General features: G+C 62.0%; 19 protein-coding genes. 15 read left to right on the top strand and 4 right to left on the bottom strand.

All coding sequences use genetic code 11. The annotated features are described in order from the left end of the window. Positions 1 to 603: 603 nt before the first annotated feature. The 9 genes from AC6I7Z_RS14535 to AC6I7Z_RS14495 all read left to right on the top strand — a co-directional run bounded on the left by AC6I7Z_RS14535 (position 604) and on the right by AC6I7Z_RS14495 (position 9,277). Positions 604 to 1,209: a DsrE family protein gene (locus AC6I7Z_RS14535; protein WP_033753833.1), complete on the top strand. Its 606-nt coding sequence runs from the start codon at positions 604 to 606 to the stop codon at positions 1,207 to 1,209. Between the two features lie 34 nt (positions 1,210 to 1,243). Further along, on the top strand, positions 1,244 to 1,852 hold the full coding sequence (locus tag AC6I7Z_RS14530) for a DsrE family protein (protein WP_497814742.1): 609 nt from the start codon (positions 1,244 to 1,246) through the stop codon (positions 1,850 to 1,852). 128 nt (positions 1,853 to 1,980) lie between these two features. After that, positions 1,981 to 3,018, top strand: coding sequence for a substrate-binding domain-containing protein (locus tag AC6I7Z_RS14525; protein ID WP_497814741.1), 1,038 nt, complete (start codon positions 1,981 to 1,983; stop codon positions 3,016 to 3,018). After that, the gene (locus tag AC6I7Z_RS14520) at positions 2,997 to 4,019 is read left to right on the top strand and encodes an ABC transporter substrate-binding protein (RefSeq protein ID WP_497814740.1); all 1,023 of its coding nucleotides are present in this window, start codon (positions 2,997 to 2,999) and stop codon (positions 4,017 to 4,019) included. The genes AC6I7Z_RS14525 and AC6I7Z_RS14520 overlap by 22 nt, the downstream gene beginning before the upstream one ends. Next, on the top strand, positions 4,019 to 4,891 hold the full coding sequence (locus AC6I7Z_RS14515) for an ABC transporter permease (protein ID WP_497814739.1): 873 nt from the start codon (positions 4,019 to 4,021) through the stop codon (positions 4,889 to 4,891). The genes AC6I7Z_RS14520 and AC6I7Z_RS14515 overlap by 1 nt, the downstream gene beginning before the upstream one ends. After that, on the top strand, positions 4,888 to 5,703 hold the full coding sequence (locus tag AC6I7Z_RS14510; protein ID WP_497814738.1) for an ABC transporter permease: 816 nt from the start codon (positions 4,888 to 4,890) through the stop codon (positions 5,701 to 5,703). Before AC6I7Z_RS14515 ends, AC6I7Z_RS14510 begins: the two co-directional genes overlap by 4 nt. Beyond that, entirely contained in the window at positions 5,700 to 6,689 is a 990-nt protein-coding gene (locus AC6I7Z_RS14505) for an ABC transporter ATP-binding protein (RefSeq protein ID WP_497814737.1), read from the top strand. The genes AC6I7Z_RS14510 and AC6I7Z_RS14505 overlap by 4 nt, the downstream gene beginning before the upstream one ends. 10 nt (positions 6,690 to 6,699) lie before the next feature. Next, the gene (locus tag AC6I7Z_RS14500; protein WP_497814736.1) at positions 6,700 to 7,530 is read left to right on the top strand and encodes a phosphodiesterase; all 831 of its coding nucleotides are present in this window, start codon (positions 6,700 to 6,702) and stop codon (positions 7,528 to 7,530) included. Between the two features lie 166 nt (positions 7,531 to 7,696). Further along, positions 7,697 to 9,277 carry a GGDEF domain-containing protein gene (locus AC6I7Z_RS14495; RefSeq protein WP_497814735.1) on the top strand — a complete coding sequence of 527 codons (1,581 nt, stop codon included), beginning with the start codon at positions 7,697 to 7,699 and terminating at the stop codon, positions 9,275 to 9,277. A gap of 42 nt (positions 9,278 to 9,319) precedes the next feature. Here the strand turns inward: AC6I7Z_RS14495 and bcp are convergent, their stop codons facing one another. After that, positions 9,320 to 9,787 carry a thioredoxin-dependent thiol peroxidase gene (gene bcp / locus AC6I7Z_RS14490; protein ID WP_033753813.1) on the bottom strand — a complete coding sequence of 156 codons (468 nt, stop codon included), beginning with the start codon at positions 9,785 to 9,787 and terminating at the stop codon, positions 9,320 to 9,322. A 142-nt stretch (positions 9,788 to 9,929) separates the two neighbouring features. Next, positions 9,930 to 10,508 (bottom strand): glycine cleavage system transcriptional repressor, encoded by a 579-nt coding sequence (locus tag AC6I7Z_RS14485; protein ID WP_033753810.1) that lies wholly within the window; start codon positions 10,506 to 10,508, stop codon positions 9,930 to 9,932. Between the two features lie 143 nt (positions 10,509 to 10,651). Here AC6I7Z_RS14485 and dapA point away from each other — a divergent pair, with 143 nt between their 5' ends. The 6 genes from dapA to ypfH all read left to right on the top strand — a co-directional run bounded on the left by dapA (position 10,652) and on the right by ypfH (position 17,152). Next, positions 10,652 to 11,530, top strand: coding sequence for a 4-hydroxy-tetrahydrodipicolinate synthase (gene dapA, locus AC6I7Z_RS14480; RefSeq protein ID WP_033753807.1), 879 nt, complete (start codon positions 10,652 to 10,654; stop codon positions 11,528 to 11,530). 14 nt (positions 11,531 to 11,544) lie between these two features. Continuing rightward, a complete protein-coding gene (gene bamC, locus AC6I7Z_RS14475; protein ID WP_497814734.1) occupies positions 11,545 to 12,576 on the top strand; it encodes an outer membrane protein assembly factor BamC in 1,032 nt (343 codons plus the stop codon). 146 nt (positions 12,577 to 12,722) lie between these two features. Further along, on the top strand, positions 12,723 to 13,436 hold the full coding sequence (purC, locus tag AC6I7Z_RS14470) for a phosphoribosylaminoimidazolesuccinocarboxamide synthase (RefSeq protein ID WP_033753802.1): 714 nt from the start codon (positions 12,723 to 12,725) through the stop codon (positions 13,434 to 13,436). A 125-nt stretch (positions 13,437 to 13,561) separates the two neighbouring features. Next, positions 13,562 to 14,425: a KPN_02809 family neutral zinc metallopeptidase gene (ypfJ, locus tag AC6I7Z_RS14465; RefSeq protein ID WP_497814733.1), complete on the top strand. Its 864-nt coding sequence runs from the start codon at positions 13,562 to 13,564 to the stop codon at positions 14,423 to 14,425. Next, positions 14,425 to 16,395, top strand: a complete 1,971-nt coding sequence (locus tag AC6I7Z_RS14460) for a tRNA(Met) cytidine acetyltransferase TmcA (protein ID WP_497814732.1) — start codon at positions 14,425 to 14,427, stop codon at positions 16,393 to 16,395. Before ypfJ ends, AC6I7Z_RS14460 begins: the two co-directional genes overlap by 1 nt. Positions 16,396 to 16,468: 73 nt before the next feature. Then, complete coding sequence (gene ypfH, locus AC6I7Z_RS14455; RefSeq protein ID WP_497814731.1) at positions 16,469 to 17,152, top strand: esterase; 684 nt, start codon at positions 16,469 to 16,471, stop codon at positions 17,150 to 17,152. A 57-nt stretch (positions 17,153 to 17,209) separates the two neighbouring features. On the opposite strand, the gene AC6I7Z_RS14450 is transcribed toward ypfH, so the two are convergent. Both AC6I7Z_RS14450 and dapE read right to left on the bottom strand, forming a co-directional pair. Continuing rightward, the gene (locus tag AC6I7Z_RS14450; RefSeq protein WP_497814730.1) at positions 17,210 to 17,398 is read right to left on the bottom strand and encodes a YpfN family protein; all 189 of its coding nucleotides are present in this window, start codon (positions 17,396 to 17,398) and stop codon (positions 17,210 to 17,212) included. Positions 17,399 to 17,421: 23 nt separating this feature from the next. Then, the gene (dapE, locus tag AC6I7Z_RS14445; protein WP_497814729.1) at positions 17,422 to 18,549 is read right to left on the bottom strand and encodes a succinyl-diaminopimelate desuccinylase; all 1,128 of its coding nucleotides are present in this window, start codon (positions 18,547 to 18,549) and stop codon (positions 17,422 to 17,424) included. Position 18,550: the final 1 nt, after the last annotated feature.

The following is an 18,550-nucleotide window of genomic DNA, read 5'->3' as shown; positions in this document are numbered from 1 at the left end:
GCAGCGGCGCTTTTGCAGCAAAAAATTGAACGTTAAGCGCAGGCGCGCTTTCGTTGAAAAACAAAACGCGCATTTATTTTATCAACAGGAAACGGCGCTATAGCAGCGCTGCAACAGGCGTCGCTTTTTTAAGCGAACCGGACGGGATAGCTAACCATGACTGAAAGCTGAGATAGCCAACGCGCTTTTTAATTAAAGATATGTAAATTTACTCAAAAAAATTGAAGGTGGCATGTTTTTTTCCAGGCTTACTCTGAAAAAAATGCCCTAAAAAGTCTTAGCGAGCGAAAGCGAAAATTAATAATTTTTATTGTTACGCCTGAGGTGCTTCTCCAGGAAATATAAATAGCTGGTACGTCATTCAGGGCATTAAATTTTATTTGACGGCGTTCACTTCTTTAATATCGATCCACTTCAATCCTGACCGGCACGCGCCTCGCCATCGAAAGCGTTTATCAATTAGCTTTATTAATAGTTCCCTTTGAAATTAACGCGCCGCAGGCGGTCAGCGCCGCGCCCTTTTGCCGCGCCGGGGCTGTGGTATAGATAGCTCACCCAATTCGGGATGTGAACCAGCGCTACGCTGTTGTCCGGAGATAATTTATGCGTTCAGCTGTATCTTACGCGCTCATCGCCATTATTGGCGGTGCTGTTGGCGCGGGCGTTACCCAGAGCGGCGCGCTCTATCAAAAAGTCGTTAACCATTTTGCCGCCAAACCCAGCGATCCCGACGGTTTCTGGAGCACGCCCGCCGTCGACGGCTACGGCAAGATCCATTACGAACCCGACGCCGCCTTTAAACCGGTCGCGGGCCTGAGCAATAAGATCGTTTTCCAGATTACCCGCAGCGACGGCGCGATGACCGATGTCAACCTGGGCCTGGAGCGCGTGGCGCGCGTGGTCAATCTCTATGTCGCCTCCGGCGTGCCGGCCGAAGAGCTGAAATTCGTGGTCTCGGTAACGGGCGATGCGACGCCCGCGATGCTGGATAACGCCCACTTCAAACAGTTCTACGGCGTAGACAATCCCAACCTCAAGCTTATCAACCAACTCGATAAGCTGGGCGTGAAGGTCTCCGTCTGCGATCAGTCGGTGGCTTTCCACCATTACCCCAATGACTGGATCGATAAATCGGTCGTCCATGCGCTCTCCAGCCCGACCACGGTTTCAACCCTGGAAAATCAGGGTTACGCATGGCTACAGATGTAATCACACTTCGAAAATAACAAGCAGGAGAATAACGATGCGTCCAGCGGCCTATGTTGTGGTGGCGGCGATAGCCGGTTTTATTGGCGGCAATGTGTTACAGCTGCCGGAATTATATGACAAGGTGAGCGGCAAATTTGCCGGCAACACCACACAGCCAGCGGATTTCTGGAGTACGCCTGCGATTGAAGGCTTCGGCAAAATTCACTATGTCGACACGCCCGCGTTTAAACCAGGCACCGTGCCGGGCCTGAGCAATAAAATCGTTTTCCAGATTAACCGTAATGAAGGCGATATTCGTCAGCCGAATCTCGGGCTGGAGCGCGTCGCCCGCGTAACCAACCTCTACTACGCCGCAGGCGTGCCGCTGGATCAGCTGAAATTCGTGGTGTCGATCAACAGCGACGCGGTGCCGGCAGCGCTAAATAACGATCAGTTCCATAAAGCCTACGGCGTGGATAACCCTAACCTGAAGCTGATCGACGAGCTGAAAAAGGCGGGCGTGCAGGTTTCGATCTGCGACCAGTCGGTGGCCTTCCACAATCTGCAGCGCGACTGGATCGATCAGCGCGTAACGCACACTATCTCCAGCGGCACCACGGTGGCGACGCTGCAAAATGAAGGCTACGCCTTCCTGATGCTGTAAAGCCTCTCCCGACAGCGGCCGCGCGCCGCTGTCATCTGTTCGTCATTCCGCTGCGATTGTTCTGTCATACAACCTCTTTACTTTGAGCGCCAGTGAGATCGATCTCATCAGCGCATAAGGGGAGAAAGATGACGGATTTAGTCAGCGTAGCGAAACTGGCGGGCGTTTCGCGCGCCACGGCGGCGCGCGCCTTCTCCGATCCCCATCTGCTGAAAGAGAGCACGCTGCAGCGCGTGCTGGCGGCGTCAGACCAGCTCGGCTTCCGTCCTAACCATATTGCGCGCCAGCTGCGCACCCAAAGCTCCACCACCCTCGGCGTGCTGCTGCCTTCGCTGCTCAATCCGGTGTTCGCCCAGCAGCTACAGGCGATGGAGCGCCAGGCGCGGCTGGCTGGCTTCGGGCTGCTGGTCGCCACCAGCGATTATCAGGCCGAACGCGAGGCGGCGATTGTCGAGCATATGCTGCGTCAGCGCGTCGCCGGGCTGGTGCTGACGGTAGCCGACGCGGACCGCAGCGCCGTGCTGCCGACGCTGGCCGCGGCGCAGATGCCCTTCGTGCTGGCGCACAACGTGCCGCAGAGCGTCAGCTGGCCGAGCGTGTGCGTCGATAACCGCCGCGCGATGGCCGAAGCCGCCGGACATCTGCTGGCGCTGGGCCATCGCCATATCGGCATGGTGACCGGGCCGGTCTGGCAGTCCGATCGCGCCCAGCAGCGCTTTCTCGGCTACTGCGACGCCATGCAGCAGGCCGGACTGAAACCCTTTCCGCTGATTGAGATGCCGAGCCACACGCGCTCCGACTTTCAGCAGCTACGGCCGCGCCTGCAGGGCGCGAACCCGCTGACCGCAGTGATCTGCAGCAACGATCTGCTGGCCATCAGCCTGATGGGCGCAGCCGCGCGCGCGGGCGTTCAGGTGCCGACGCAGCTCTCCGTTATGGGCTTCGACGGTATCGAGACCGGCGAGCATCTGACGCCGTCGCTGGCCTCGGTGGTGCAGCCCAGCGATCTGCTCGGCGCCTGCGCCATCGATATGCTTTTACAACACGCCAGCGGCGGATCCCGCATGCTGGCGCACCACTTGCGGTTGGGCGAAAGCATCTCGCCCGCGCCGCGCTCTCTCTTTGCCAACACCAGGGGATCCACATGTCAACGCACAACAGAATAAAGAGATTAACCGCTGCGGCGCTGCTGGCTGCATGCGGCATGGCGAGCCAGGCCGCCCACGCGGCGGAAAGCGCCATTTGCTACAACTGCCCGCCGGAGTGGGCGGACTGGGGAACGCAGCTGAAAGCCATCGCGCGCGACACCGGCATTCAGGTGCCGCAGGACAACAAAAACTCCGGCCAGGCGCTGGCGCAGATGGTCGCCGAGCAGGGCAATCCGGTTGCCGACGTGGTCTATTACGGCGTCAGCTTCGGCATTCAGGCGGCGGGCGCCGGCGTTATCGCCGACTACAAACCGGCGCACTGGGATGAGGTGCCAACAGGCATGAAGGATCCTGACGGCAAGTGGGTAGCGCTGCACTCCGGCACCATGGGTTTTATGGTCAATGTCGATGCGCTGGGCGGCGCGCCGCTGCCCACATCCTGGGATGACCTGCTGAAGCCGGAATATAAAGGCATGGTGGGCTATCTCGATCCCTCCAGCGCCTTCGTCGGCTACGTCGCTGCCGTGGCGGTTAACCAGGCAAAAGGCGGATCGATGCAGGACTTTACGCCGGCGCTGAGCTGGTTCAAAAAGCTGCAGGCCAACCAGCCGATCGTGCCGAAGCAGACCGCCTACGCGCGCCTGATTTCCGGCGAGATCCCCATTCTGCTCGACTACGACTTCAATGCCTACCGCGCGAAATATAAAGACCACGCCAACGTCGCCTTCGTGATCCCGCAAGAGGGCACGGTGACGGTGCCGTACGTCATTAGTCTGGTGAAGAACGCGCCGCACGCCGCCAACGGCAAAAAAGTGATCGACTATGTGCTCTCGGATAAAGGTCAGGCGATTTGGGCCAACGCTTATCTGCGCCCGGTGCGCCCGTCGGCGATGTCCGCCGAGGCGAAGGCGAAGTTCCTGCCTGACAGCGACTATGCTCGCGCTACCACGGTGGATTACCAGCAGATGGCCGATGCGCAGAAAGCCTTTTCCGCCCGCTACCTGAGCGAGATCCGTTAATGTCGCTGCTGGAGACTCGCGGCCGCGCGCCGACGGCCCTGCATCGTCGGGCGCATCATGGCGCGCGCTGGCCCTGGATGCTGCTGCCTGCGCTGCTGTTTCTCGCCGCCTTCTGGCTGCTGCCTTTCGCGCGTCTGCTGCAAATCGGCCTCTCGCCGGATCGCACCACGCAGCAGAGCGGCTACTGGACGGTGGTGAGCCAGCCGCAGTATCTGCAAAGCCTGCTCAACACCCTGCTGCTGTCGCTGGCGGTAACGCTGATGACGCTGCTGATCGCCGCCGTAGTCGGCTGTTTCCTGGCGCGTCAGCGCTTCGCCGGACGCGGCACGCTGCTGGCGCTGCTGACCTTTCCGCTCGCCTTTCCCGGCGTGGTGGTGGGGTTTCTGGTGGTGATGCTGGCGGGACGGCAGGGGGTGCTGGCGCAGCTGAGCATGAGCCTGTTCCACGAGCGCTGGACGCTCGCCTACTCGCTCAGCGGCCTCTTTATCGGCTATCTCTACTTTTCCCTGCCGCGCGCCATCGTCACGCTGGTGGCGGCCAGCGAAAAGCTGGATCTTTCGCTGGAAGAGGCGGCGCGATCGCTGGGCGCCAGCCAGTGGCGCATCACCTGGGACGTTATCGTGCCGGGCCTGAAGCCGGCGCTGCTCTCCAGCGGCGCGCTCTGCTTCGCCACCAGCATGGGCGCATTCGGCACCGCCTTCACGCTCGGCACCAGCCTTAGCGTGCTGCCGCTGACCATCTACGGCGAGTTCACTAACTATGCCAATTTCGCCACCGCGGCGGCGCTGTCGGTGGTAATGGGCACGGTCGCCTGGCTTGGCCTGATGCTGGCGCGCGCGCTGACGCGCGCTGGAGGAGAGCAACCATCATGAAACGTCGCGCGCTGTTCTGTCTGCAGGTTGGCGTTACCGCGCTGACGGCGCTGTTTATGATCGTGCCGGTGGTGCTGTCGATGCTGGCGGGCGTCACGCAGAACTACTTTATCGGTCTGCGCAGCGGCCTGACGCTGAAGTGGGTCGATCAGGTGTGGGCGCTCTACGCCGACACCTTCTGGCTGTCGCTGCTGATTGCGCTCTGCTGCCTGGCGCTCACCGTCGCGATCGGGCTGCCCGCCGCCTGGGGCCTGCTGAAGGCGCCGCCGCGCTGGGCCGCCCGCATCGAGGAGTGCCTGATGCTGCCGGTGGCGCTGCCGGGCCTTGCCACCGCGCTCGGCATTATTCTGCTTTACGGCCGGTTTAGCGGCCTGCGCGACAGCTGGCTGTTTATCCTGATCGGCCATGTGCTCTTTACGCTGCCCTTTATGATCCGTCCGGTGCTGGCGGTAATGCAGGCGATTCAGCTGCCGCGCCTCGAAGAGGCGGCCGCCAGCCTCGGCGCCGGTTTCTGGCGCCGCTTTTTCACCGTGGTGGTGCCGAACTGCCGCAACGGCATTCTGGCGGGGGCGTTTATGGTGATTACGCTGTCGGTGGGCGAGTTCAATATTACCTGGATGCTGCATACGCCGCTGACCAAAACCCTGCCGGTTGGGCTGGCGGACAGCTACGCCTCGATGCGACTGGAAGTGGGATCGGCCTATACGCTGATCTTTATCGTCATGATTTTACCGCTGTTGCTGATGCTTAACGCCTGCAATCACTGGCTGACGCGCCAGGCGACGCGAAACGCCCTTAAGGAGCTGGCATGAATAACGATGCCGTTACCGTCACGCTGCGCCGCTGCGCGCGCCGCTTTCACCAACACACCGCGCTGCACCCGCTCGATCTCACCGTTCACGCCGGCGAAACCCTGGTGCTGCTCGGGCCGTCCGGCTGCGGCAAAACCACCACGCTGCGCATTATCAGCGGGCTGGAAAGCAGCGACGCGGGCGGCGAGGTCTGGTTTGGCGATCGCGACGTCACTGCGCTGCCGATTGAGAAGCGCAACGTCGGCATGGTGTTCCAGAACTACGCGCTGTTTCCCAATATGAACGTGGCGCAGAACGTCGAGTATGGCCTGAAGGTACAGGGCGTGGCGCGCGGCGAACGTGAAGCGCGCGTCAAAGAGATGCTGGCGCTGGTTGATCTCAGCGCGCTGGCGAACCGCGCCATCGACAAGCTTTCTGGCGGACAGAAGCAGCGCGTGGCGCTGGCGCGCGCGCTGGCCGCACGGCCGAAAGTGCTGCTGTTCGACGAACCGCTGGCGGCGCTCGACGCCAAACTGCGCGAGCGTCTGCGCATCGAGATTGGCGCGCTGCTGAAAAAGCTCGCCATTACCGCCGTCTACGTGACGCACGATCAGCAGGAGGCGATGGCGCTCGGCGATCGCATCGCGGTAATGGAGCAGGGACGCATCGCCCAGATCGACACGCCGCAGGTGATTTATCAGCGTCCGGCGACGCGCTTCGTCGCCGATTTCGTCGGCGCCATTAACTGCGTCGAAACCAACGCCCACGGCGAACCGCGTCAGTTCTGCCGGCCGGAGGATATTCTGCTGGCGGACGACAACCGCTACGCGCGTCACGGCTATATCGTCGGCAGCACCTTTTTAGGCGCTGCGCAGCGTTTGCAGATCGATATCGGTCTCGCCGTGCCGATTCAGGTCGAGCGCCATGCGCGGGAGGCCTGGCACGCCGGGCAGCGCGTCACCTGGACGCTGGCGCCGCGCGCCGCGCTCGATTTTACCGGTTATTAAGGAGAGCTTTGTGTCCGACAATCCGACGCTGATTGCGCAGATCAGCGACCTGCATATCAAGGCGAACGGTCGCCTGTCCTATAAAAAAGTCGATACCCAGGCCGCGCTGCTGCGCGCCATCGACACCCTTAACGCGCTGCGGCCGCAGCCGGATATGGTGGTGATCACCGGCGATCTGGTCGATTTCGGCACGGCTGAGGAGTATGAGACGCTGCGGCTGGCGCTGCGTCGTCTGCAGCTGCCGTTTCGCCTGATGCCGGGCAACCATGACGATCGCCAGGCGCTGCGCGCGGCGTTTGCCGATCACGCCTGTCTGCAGCAGGGAGCAACGCTGAACTGGCAGCTAAAGGTTGGGCCGCTGCAGCTGCTTGCGCTCGACTCCAGCGTGCCGCAGCAGCCCTGGGGCTATGTCGATGAACATCAGCTAACGTGGCTGGAGCAAAACCTGGCGCGCGAACCCACCGCGCCGACGCTGGTGATGCTGCACCATCCGCCCTTTATCTGCGGCATCGACCATATGGATCGCCAGCGGCTGCGCAATCCCGACGCGCTGGCGGCGGTGATCGCCCGGCATCCGCAGGTTGAGCGCGTGCTGTGCGGCCATCTGCATCGCAGCCTGCAAACGCGCTTCGCCGGCACGCTGGCGGTGTGCGCGCCGGGCCTCTCTCACCAGGTGGCCTTTGACCTGCAGCCTGACGGCCCGGCCCATTTCGTGCTGGAGCCGCCAGGCTTCTTGCTGCACCGCTGGCAGCCGGGGCAGGGCATGGTGACGCACCAGTGCGCCATCGGCGATTATGCCGGCCCCTGGCCCTTCTACGATCGGCACGGACTGATCGATTAGCGCCTGGCGTAAATCAACGGTTTCTGAGAATGTCGCGGTGGGAAAGGTGCTCAGAAGGGCGACAGCGTGTACACTTGGCGATTGCCTCACCAGGGCAGATAACCTCCAACAATAACGACATTCTCAGGCCTTTCAGCATGTACTTATCTTTTGCGGCGGGCGCGCTATGTTAATGCGCCTGCGTCCCCGAACCGATCTGCGTACGCTTATCGCGTTGCTCGCTATCGTCAGCATTGTGGTTACGCTGACCAACACGCTCTATGCCACCTGGCGCGTGCAGCGTATGGCGCTGATCGACAGCACGCTGGAGGCGAACCGCGCCTACGCCACCAAGCTCGCCTCCACCACCGAAATCTTTTTCCAGCTGGCGCAGTCGCAGCTGCACTACAGCGCCAGGCTGCTCGGCGAAAACTTTGACGATCCCGCGCTGCTGCGTCAGGAGGTCGATCGCCTGCGCGAGCAGACCAGCAGCTTTAACTCGGTGGCGGTGGTTGACGCCAGCGGCGTGGTAAAGGCTATCTCGCCGGAGTCCCTGATGCTGCAGGGCATGCACCTGACCAGCGATGCGTCGCGCGAAGCGCTCAGCGCGCGGCAGCCCGCCATCAGCAAGCCGACCATTTCGGCGGCGAACAACCTGATTATTTTCGTCTCCTGGCCGATCTGGAGCCGCGACGGGCACTATCTCGGCTACGTAGGCGGCACCATCTACCTGAAAAAGAAAAGCATCTTAAATACGCTGCTCGGCGAACAGTACTATCGCGACGGCACCAGCGTCTACGTGATCGACAGCGCCAGTCAGGTGCTCTATCACCAGAACGGGCAGCTGATTGGCAAAACGCTGCCCGCGCTGCTGAGCGGCCGCGACGAAAGCAGCAACGGCTCGCTGCAGCTGCAGTCGGCGGGTGAACCGCCGCGCCTTGCCGGATACGCCGTGGTGCCGACCACCGGCTGGACGGTGGTGGCGCTGAAGCCGACCGCTGTAACGCTGGAGCCGCTCACCGGCCTGCTGATGCAGGTGCTGAAGCACTCGGTGCCTTTTGCGCTGCTGACGCTGCTGGTGGCGGTGGTGCTGGCGCGGTTGATCGCGCTGCCGCTCTGGCAGCTGGCGCGTAAGGCGCGCCAGATGGATGCGCCGGGCGTCTCGCTGGAGCTTGGCATGATTCACGCCTGGTACTTCGAGGCGGCGCAGGTGAAGCGCGCGTTGCTGACCGGCATCGGGCTGGTGCAGGACAAGATCGGCCGCCTGAAGTCAGAGGTGCAGACCGATCCGCTGACGCAGCTCCTCAACCGGCGCGGACTTAGCGCAGTGCTCGACTTCTATCAGACGATGCGTCAGCCGTTCGCCGTGCTGGCGCTCGATATTGATCACTTTAAGCGGGTCAACGATAGCTGGGGACACGATGTCGGCGATCGCGTGATCAAGCAGGTGGCGGAGACGTTAAGCGCCAGCGCGCGTCAGAGCGACGTGGTGTGCCGCAGCGGCGGAGAGGAGTTTCTGATGCTGCTGCCCGTGACCGATATTGATGAGGCGAGCCGCCTCGCCGAGCGCATACGCGCCAGCATCGCCGCCGCGTCGATAGCCGACGTCGGCGCCATTACCCTTTCCGTCGGCGTTGCGGCCTGGCAGGATGAGGCGATGCCGCTGGAGCAGAGTTTGAAACAGGCTGACGCCGCGCTCTATCAGGCCAAGCATGACGGACGCAACTGCGTGCGGGTGGCGGAGGCGTCGAAGCGCCTGACGCCGTAAAGCGAAGAGGCGGATGCGGCGCAGGGCCGCATCCGCGCCGCGTTACGCCGACTTCAGATAATCCATCACGATGTCGTGATGGTTAGAGGTTTTGAAGTCGTCGAACACTTTTTCGATAGTGCCGTCGACGCCCACCAGGAAACTGATACGGTGGATGCCGTCGTAGGTTTTGCCCATAAAGGTCTTCTCGCCCCAGACGCCGAAGGCGGAGCAGACCTGATGATCTTCGTCAGAGAGCAGCGTAAAGTTCAGCAGCTCTTTTTCAGCGAAGCGCGACAGCTTTTCAGGCTTGTCGGTGCTGATGCCGAGCACTTCCACGCCCGCCTTCTTCAGCTCATCCATATTGTCGCGCAGGCCGCAGGCCTGCACGGTGCATCCCGGCGTCATCGCTTTCGGGTAGAAATAGACCAGAACGCGCTGTCCCTGGAAGTCGGTTAAATTTACCTGTTCGCCATCCTGGTCGGGCAAGCTAAATTTCGGTGCGGTATCACCGGCTTTCAGTGGATTCATCACTACTCTCCATTTTTTCTTTATGCTGTGGGCGACCTGACGACTGACGAACCGCGTCAGGCGAAAAGCCGCCATCAGGGGATATTGCGCCACATAGCCAGACAACAGTGATGTGGAGGAATAGCCCCGGCTTGTTTACAGCTTAGCGTGAACCCTGCAGCGTCGCCGCATCGTCGTCGGCCAGGCTGTAGAAACGCAGCGTGCCGTCGGCGTTGAGTTCGCGGCACAGGGCGTAAAACGCCTGCTCAAACTGAGAGTCGCCGACGCCCGCCGGGCTGTGCGCGGTAATTTGAATATAGAGCGTCGGCGTCTGGTCCGCCTGACCCGGCTTGATGCGCGATCCCAGTTCGGCGATATTCATCGCATGTTTGTCGAACAGATCGGTAAAGCGCTCGATCAGGTGGGGCGAATCGGGTACCTCGACCTGCACCCACACCGTCGCCGGCATCGGCGGACGCATTCTGGCGCTGGTGCGCTTCATAACGATCAGCAGCTCCAGCTCCGCGCCTTTCAGCGGCAGCGTCGATTCAATCAGCGCGATGGCGTTCCAGCTGCCGGAGAGCAGCATAATAAAGGTGAACTCATCCCCGAGCATGGCGAGACGGCTGTCTTCGATATTGCATCCGCAGCTGCTGACGTGACGGGTAATGGTATTGACGATACCCGGACGGTCAACACCCAGTGCGGTGATCACCAAATGGTGGGGCTGAGACTGCGGCAAAGTGGGATTTCCTGTTCATTCGCTAATAACTATAAGGTAAACATAAAAAAAACTGCTGACAAGCGCAGGAGGGGCGTGGCCTGCTTGCTTTTCAACAGAAGTAAAACGTACCATGAAGCACTTGTTTGTCGAGGGGATCGCCAATGTTCACGGGAAGTATTGTTGCACTCGTTACGCCAATGGATGACAAAGGTAATGTCTGCCGTGCGAGTCTGAAAAAACTAATTGATTATCACGTCGCCAGCGGCACCGCGGCGATCGTCTCCGTCGGCACCACCGGCGAATCCGCGACCCTGAGCCATGAAGAGCATGGCGACGTAGTGATGCTGACGCTCGATCTGGCGGATGGCCGTATTCCGGTGATCGCCGGCACCGGCGCCAACGCCACCGCAGAAGGCATCTCTCTCACCAAACGCTTCGAAAACAGCGGCGTAGTCGGCTGCCTGACCGTGACGCCCTATTATAACCGTCCGACGCAGGAAGGGCTGTTCCAGCACTTTAAAGCGATCGCGGAAAGCACAGCGCTGCCGCAAATGTTATACAACGTCCCCTCACGCACCGGCTGCGACATGCTGCCGGAAACCGTCGCGCGCCTTGCTGAAATCAAAAATATTATCGGAATCAAAGAGGCGACCGGGAACTTATCGCGCGTTAGCCAGATCCAAGCACTGGTCGATGAGGCCTTTATAATCGTCAGTGGCGACGACGCCAGCGCGCTGGACCTGATGCAGCTGGGCGGCAAGGGCGTGATCTCGGTCACGGCCAACATCGCGGCGCGTGAAATGGCTGAGCTGTGCGCGCTGGCGCAACAGGGCAACTTCGTCGAGGCGCGTCGTCTGAATCAGCGTCTGATGCATCTGCACCAGACGCTTTTCTGCGAACCCAATCCGATCCCAGTGAAATGGGCGGCGAAACAGTTAGGATTAATCGCCAGTGACACGCTGCGTCTGCCGATGACGCCGCTGAGTTCAGCGGCCATACCAAAAGTTGAGCAGGCGCTGATTAAAGCGGGTTTGCGATAAGTTAGGGAGTTTCAATGAATCATTCTGTAAAGCGCTCAACGGTTGCGACCGTCGTGGCGCTGTCTACTGCGATGCTGTTAACGGCGTGCTCGAGCGATCAGCGTTATAAACGTCAGGTAAGCGGTGACGAGTCCTATTTACAGGCCAGCGAGCTGCACGATCTGCAGGCGCCCGCCGGCATGATCCTGCCGGTGGCGCACGGCGATTACGACGTGCCGCACACCGCCGCCAGCGGCAACGTCGGCAAGCAGCTCGACATTCGTCCGCCGGCTCAGCCGCTGGCGCTGGTCAACGGCGCGCGCGCGCAGTTCACCGGCAATACCGGCGTGCTGATGCTGGAAAACAGCCGCGGCGCGGTCTGGTCGCAGGTGACTAAAGTCGTTGAGTCGAGCAACTTCCCCATTGCGCAGCGCAACGATGCGCGTCAGCAGCTGACCACCGACTGGGTGCAGTGGAACCGCGCCGACGAAGACAATCAGTATCGCGGCCGCTATGAGATCAGCGTGCAGTCGCAGAGCTATCAGCAGGTGCTGACGGTGCGCCTGCTGGAGCTGCAGCAGGAAGGCAAAGCGGTCACCGCGCCGGTGCAGATCCAGCGCTACACTGCGCAGATGCTCAACGCCATCAGCGCCGGCCTGGATAAAATCGACGTCGCCAGCGAAAACGCGGCGGCGGGCCGCGCCAGCGGCAGCATTGACGTTCAGAGCGGCGCGGACGATACCGGCCTGCCGTTGCTGGTGCTGCGCACGCCGTTCAGCGTCGCCTGGCAGCGTCTGCCGCAGGCGATGCAGCGCGTCGGCATGGAAGTGACCGACAGCAATCGCTCGCAGGGCAGCATGAACGTAACCTACAAGTCGCCGGGCAGCGGCGCGTGGGATGAGGTTGGCGCGAAAGATCCGGAACTGCCGAACGGCGACTATAAAGTGCAGGTCGGCGATCTCGATAACCGCAGCAGCCTGCAGTTTATCGATCCGAAAGGGCATGTGCTCACCCAGTCGCAGAACGATGCGCTGGTGGCCGTGTTCCAGGCGGCCCTCAACAAATAAATCGCCTCAGGGCCGGAGATTCTCCGGCCTTTTTTTTTCGTCTCTGGCATAATAGCGCGCGGCGAAGTAAACGATTGCGTCGCGGCAATCCCCCAGCGGCCCGCCGTCGCAGAACACCTGAAATTTTCAAGTCTGGAGTTAACAAGATGCAAAAGCGAGCTGAGTTGTATCGCGGTAAAGCGAAAACCGTATACAGCACCGACAATCCGGATCTGCTGGTACTCGAGTTCCGCAACGATACGTCAGCAGGCGACGGAGCCCGAATCGAGCAGTTCGATCGCAAAGGAATGGTAAACAACAAGTTCAACCATTTCATCATGACCAAACTGCAGGAAGCGGGCATTCCGACCCAGATGGAAGCGCTGCTCTCCGACAACGAAGCGCTGGTGAAAAAGCTGGAGATGGTGCCGGTAGAGTGCGTGGTGCGCAACCGCGCGGCTGGCTCGCTGGTAAAACGTCTCGGCGTGGAAGAGGGCATGATCCTCAATCCGCCGCTGTTCGATCTGTTCCTCAAAGATGACGCGAAGCACGACCCGATGGTCAATGAATCCTACTGCGAAACCTTCGGCTGGGTAAGCAAAGCGAACCTGGCGCGGATGCAGGAGCTGACCTTTAAAGCCAACGAAGTGCTGAGCAAACTGTTTGACGACGCGGGCCTGATCCTGGTCGATTTCAAACTGGAGTTCGGCCTGTTTAAAGGCGAAGTGGTGCTGGGCGACGAATTTTCGCCGGATGGCGCGCGCCTGTGGGACAAGCAGACCATGGATAAAATGGACAAAGATCGTTTTCGCCAGAGCCTGGGCGGTCTGATCGAGGCCTATGAAGAGGTGGCGCAGCGTCTGGGCGTTAAGCTCGACTAAGCTCATCGCTTGCCAGACAGAGAAAGGAGAGCCGCGGCTCTCCTTTTTTCATTTGGCCGCAAGGCTGGTAGTTGTCTCCTCGCGCAACTAAAATCACGGGAAACTATCTCAATCAGGAGCAGATTATGCGCTGGCAAGGACGTCGCGAGAGCGACAATGTAGAAGACCGTCGAGATCAAAGCCCTGCTTACGGTGGCGGTGGACGTCAGATTCGTATTCCACGCGGAAAGGGCGGCATTATCCTGTTAGTCGTGGTCGCGGTTGCCGGCTATTACGGATACGACCTGACGGGGCTGCTGACCGGCGGCGACGTCGCGCCCACCAGCCAGCAGCAGCAGCGCGTCAGCGCCAATGACGACGAAGCGGCGAAGTTCACCCGCGTTATCCTGGCCTCCACGGAAGATACCTGGAGCAAACTGTTCCAGCAGATGGGCAAAGAGTACACCGCGCCGACGCTGGTGATGTACCGCGGCGCGACCCAGACCCGCTGCGGCACCGGTCAGACGGCGATGGGCCCCTTCTACTGCCCGGCGGATCGGCGCGTCTATATCGACCTCTCGTTCTACGATGAGATGAAAAACAAGCTTGGCGCGGGCGGCGAGTTCGCGCAGGGCTACGTGGTGGCGCATGAGGTGGGACACCACGTGCAGAATCTGCTCGGCATCGAACCGAAAGTGCGCGAAATGCAGCAGGGCGCAAGCCAGACGCAAATCAACCATCTGTCGGTGAAAATGGAGCTGCAGGCGGACTGCTTCGCCGGGGTATGGGGCCACTACGTTAGCAAAGACAACTGGCTGGAAACCGGCGACCTGCAGCAGGCGCTGGATGCGGCGCAGGCGATCGGCGATGACCGTCTGCAGCAGCGCAGTCAGGGACGCGTGGTGCCCGACAGCTTTACCCACGGCACCTCGGAACAGCGTTACACCTGGTTTAAACGCGGATTCGACAGCGGCGATCCGGGACAGTGCAATACTTTCGCTGCTAACTGATGTCGCCTGAGCAGCTCAGCCGTCAGATGCAGCAGGCAGGCGTCCGGCGGCTTTGCGCCATCAGCGGCGACACAGAGTGGTCTCTGGCGCGCGCCGCCGAGTGGCGCGCCGCCTTGCCGGGCGACTGGCTGGTGGTGGGCGACGCGCCGATCGCGGGGCTGCCGCACTGCGCGCCGTCTGCGCTGCGCACGCTGCTGGGCCGCGAATTCACCCACGCTATTTTCGACGCGCGCCGCGGTTTCCACGCCGAGGCGTTCGCCGCGCTGGCTGGCACGCTGCGCGCCGGGAGCTGGCTGCTGCTGCTGACGCCGCCGTGGTCGCGCTGGGCGCAGCAGCCTGACGAGGACAGCCTGCGCTGGGCCGACGTCGCCGAACCGCTCCCGACGCCGCACTTTGTGCGCCATCTGCAGGCGAGTTTGCTGGCCGATCCCGCCGTGGCGCTGCTGCGTCAGGACGCGCCGCCGCGTATTTCGCCGCTGGCGCCGCTGCCGCGCTGGCAGTGTCGCGCGCCGGAGCAGCAGCAGGCGATTGTCCATCAGCTGCTGACGATGACGTCAGGCGTCGCGGTGCTGACCGCGCCGCGCGGACGCGGCAAATCGGCGCTGGCGGGCATGCTGGCGCGGCAGATCCCGCGCGCGCTGATCGCCGCCCCGGCGAAAGCCGCCACCGACGTGCTGTCGCGCTTCGCGCAGGACCACTTTCACTTTATGGCGCCCGACGCCATTCTCGCCCAGCCGGATCTGCCCCCTGTCGACTGGCTAATCGTCGATGAGGCCGCGGCGATCCCGGCGCCGATACTGACGCAGCTGGTGGCGCGCTTCCCGCGCGTGCTGCTGACCACCACGGTGCAGGGCTATGAAGGCACCGGCCGCGGCTTTATTCTGAAGTTTTGCGCCGGGCTGGAACAGGTGCGTTACTTTACGCTGGACGAGCCGCTGCGCTGGTCGCGTCACGATCCGCTGGAGGCCTGGCTCAATCAGGCGCTGCTGTTTGAGGACGCCGCGCCCGCGCCGCGCGCCTCGGCCGGCGCGCCGCGTCCTCTGCCTGACGACGCCTGGCGGCGCGATCCCGCGCAGCCGAAGGCGGCTTATCGGCTGCTGGCCAGCGCTCACTACCGCACCTCGCCGCTCGATCTGCGACGCTTAATGGATGCGCCCGGCATGACGCTGTGGCTGAGCGGCGAAGCGCCCGCGCTGCAGGGCGCGCTCTGGCTGGTCGAGGAGGGCGGCTTAACGCCCGAGCTGGCGCAGGCGGTCTGGGCGGGCAGACGACGTCCGCGCGGCAATCTGGTGGCGCAGTCGCTGGCGGCGCACGCCGGATTCGTCGAGGCGGCGACGCTGCGCTCCAGACGCATCAGCCGTATCGCGGTGGCGGCGGAACAGCGCAGACAGGGTATCGGCCAGGCGTTAGTCGCTGCCGTCCGGCGTCAGCAGGGTGTGGATTTTCTCTCGGTCAGCTTTGGCTACACCGAGGCGCTGTGGGCCTTCTGGCGCGCCTGCGGCTTTAGTCTGGCGCGTATCGGTACTCAGCGCGAAGCGAGCAGCGGCTGCTATGCGGCGATGGCGATTCTGGCGCTGACGCCCGCAGGCAGGGCGTTACAGCAGCGCGCCGCAACGCGGCTGGCGCGCGACTGGCCGCAGCTGCGCCAGCAGGTTGCTGAGTCGATCGCGCTGCCGGAGGCGCCGCTGACGTTTACTGATGAAGATGCCCGGCTGGCGGCGGGCTTCGCCTGGGCGCAGCGGCCGCTGGAGGCGAGCCTGCCGGTTTTATCTCGCCTTGCCGCCTGCGCCGCCGTGCCGCCGCTGCTGCAGGCCGCGCTGCAGCCTGGGGCGGAGCCCGGCGCGCTGGCGCGGCAGGCCGGATTAACCGGACGCAAGGCGCTGATCGCCAGGCTACGCCTTGAGACCGGCGCCGTGCTGATGGCGCTGGACGCGGCGCGCGCCGAACAGCTGCGTCGGCAAGTAGAATAAATCCACAGACTTGTTCAAATTTTCCCAATAGCGCTCTGCGCAGGGCGGCGTATAGTGATTAAAGGAGGTCACTATGACACTGCAATACGTTATTGTTCAGCAGCCGAGCGCGGAAGCGCAACAGCTGTTCCTGCTCTATCACGGCGTCGGCGACAATCCCCACTCTATGGCGCAGCTGGGCGGCTGGTTCGCGCGCGAGTTCCCGCAGGCGCAGGTGGTGGCGGTAGGCGCGCCGTCGCCGGGCCACTACTGGTTCAGCGAAACCGCACAGCACGATCAGAGCGAGCAGCAGCGGGTTAACGCCGTGCTGCCGCAGTTCGTCGACTCGGTGCGGCACTGGCAAGCGCAAAGCGGCGTGCGCGCCGACGCGACCGCGCTGGTGGGCTTTTCACAGGGCAGCACCATGGTGCTGGAGGGCGTGAAGGCGCAGCCGGATCTGGCGGGGCGGGTGGTGGCGTTCAGCGGCCGCTATGCGACGCTGCCGGAGCGCGCATCGACGCGCACCACCATCCATCTGATCCACGGCGAGTATGACGAACAGATACCGATGCAGCACGCTGAGCAGGCGGCGCAGCGGCTGACCGCGCTGGGCGGCGATGTGACGCTCGATATCGTTGAAGATCTGCCGCATGCGGTTGACGACCGCAGCATGGCGCTGGCGCTGAAGCATCTGCACTATACCGTGCCGAAGCGCTATTTCGATGAGGCGTTGAGCGGCGCGAAACCCGGCGACGACGACGTCATTATGATGATGTGAAAACGCCCTCGCGCAGGCGAGGGCGTTGCAGGACGGTGGCGCGACGCAAAGAGCCGGTTATTTCTTTTTCGGCCAGTCGTCGTCATCGTCCCATTTATCGTTAAAGTCGCGATGCGGCGGCAGGTCGGGCTTGTTTGCCATATATTTTTTATGATCGATGCGCTTCAGATCCTTGTATACGTTCATCAACACGCCGACCAGCAACAGGATCACAAGGATCCACCAGTAATCTTTAATAAATTCCATTTGCCTGCTCCTCTCGATCGCGATCAGGCGACCAGCTGTTCCATAATGCGCTGATACATGCGGCTCAGCGTCTGCAGATCGGCTGCCTTCACGCACTCATTGATTTTGTGAATGGTGGCATTCACCGGGCCAAGCTCCACTACCTGCGCGCCCATCCGCGCGATAAACCGCCCGTCTGAGGTGCCGCCGGTGGTCAGGAGCTGCGGCTTAATTTCATTATAGTGCGATACCGCCCTGATAACGGCGTCCACCAGCTTGCCGCGCGAGGTCAGGAAGGGCTGGCCGGAAACGTTCCACTCCAGCGTATAGCGCAGCTGATAGCTGTCGAGCAGTTCCGCCACGCGATCTTTAATCATTTGATCGGTAAGTTCGGTGCTGAAGCGGAAATTGAACTGCACGAAAAACTCGCCCGGAATAACGTTGTTGCTGCCGGTGCCCGCCTGCACGTTGGCGATCTGCATGCTGGTGGGCGGGAAAAATTCATTGCCGCGATCCCACTCGGTGGCGACCAGCGCGTTGAGCGCCGGCATCGCGCGATGCACCGGATTATCCGCCAGATGCGGATAGGCGACATGGCCCTGCACGCCGTGGATGGTCAGGTTCGCGGTCATCGAGCCGCGACGCCCGTTTTTCACCACGTCGCCCACCACTTCGGTGCTGGACGGCTCGCCCACCAGGCAGTAGTCCAGACGCTCATGGCGCGCCATCAGACGCTCTACCACTTTCACCGTACCGTTTTTGGCGCTCGCCTCTTCGTCCGAGGTGATCAAAAACGCCAGGCGGCCTTTATGGTTGGGGTGCGCGGCGACGAAACGTTCCGCCGCCACCACCATCGCCGCCAGCGAACCTTTCATGTCCGCCGCGCCGCGGCCAAACAGCATGCCGTCGCGAATCGTCGGCTCGAAAGGGGGGTTGATCCAGCGGCTGGCGTCGCCCGGCGGCACCACGTCGGTATGGCCGGCGAACGCCAGGGTTTCGCCCTGACCGCGCGTCGCCCAGAAGTTGAGCGTGTCGTCGATAAGCATCGGCTCGACCTGAAAGCCAATCGCCTCCAGACGCGCAATCAGCAGCGCCTGACAGCCCGCGTCATCCGGGCTGAGCGAGGGGCGGCGGATAAGCTGCTGCGCCAGTTCGATTACAGGACAGAACATA

The sequence above is a fragment of the Pantoea sp. X-Soil-MYKO-1289 genome (assembly GCF_059730625.1).
The sequence above is the reverse complement of the archived record's forward strand: the minus strand, read 5'-3'. Positions and strand labels throughout refer to the sequence as shown.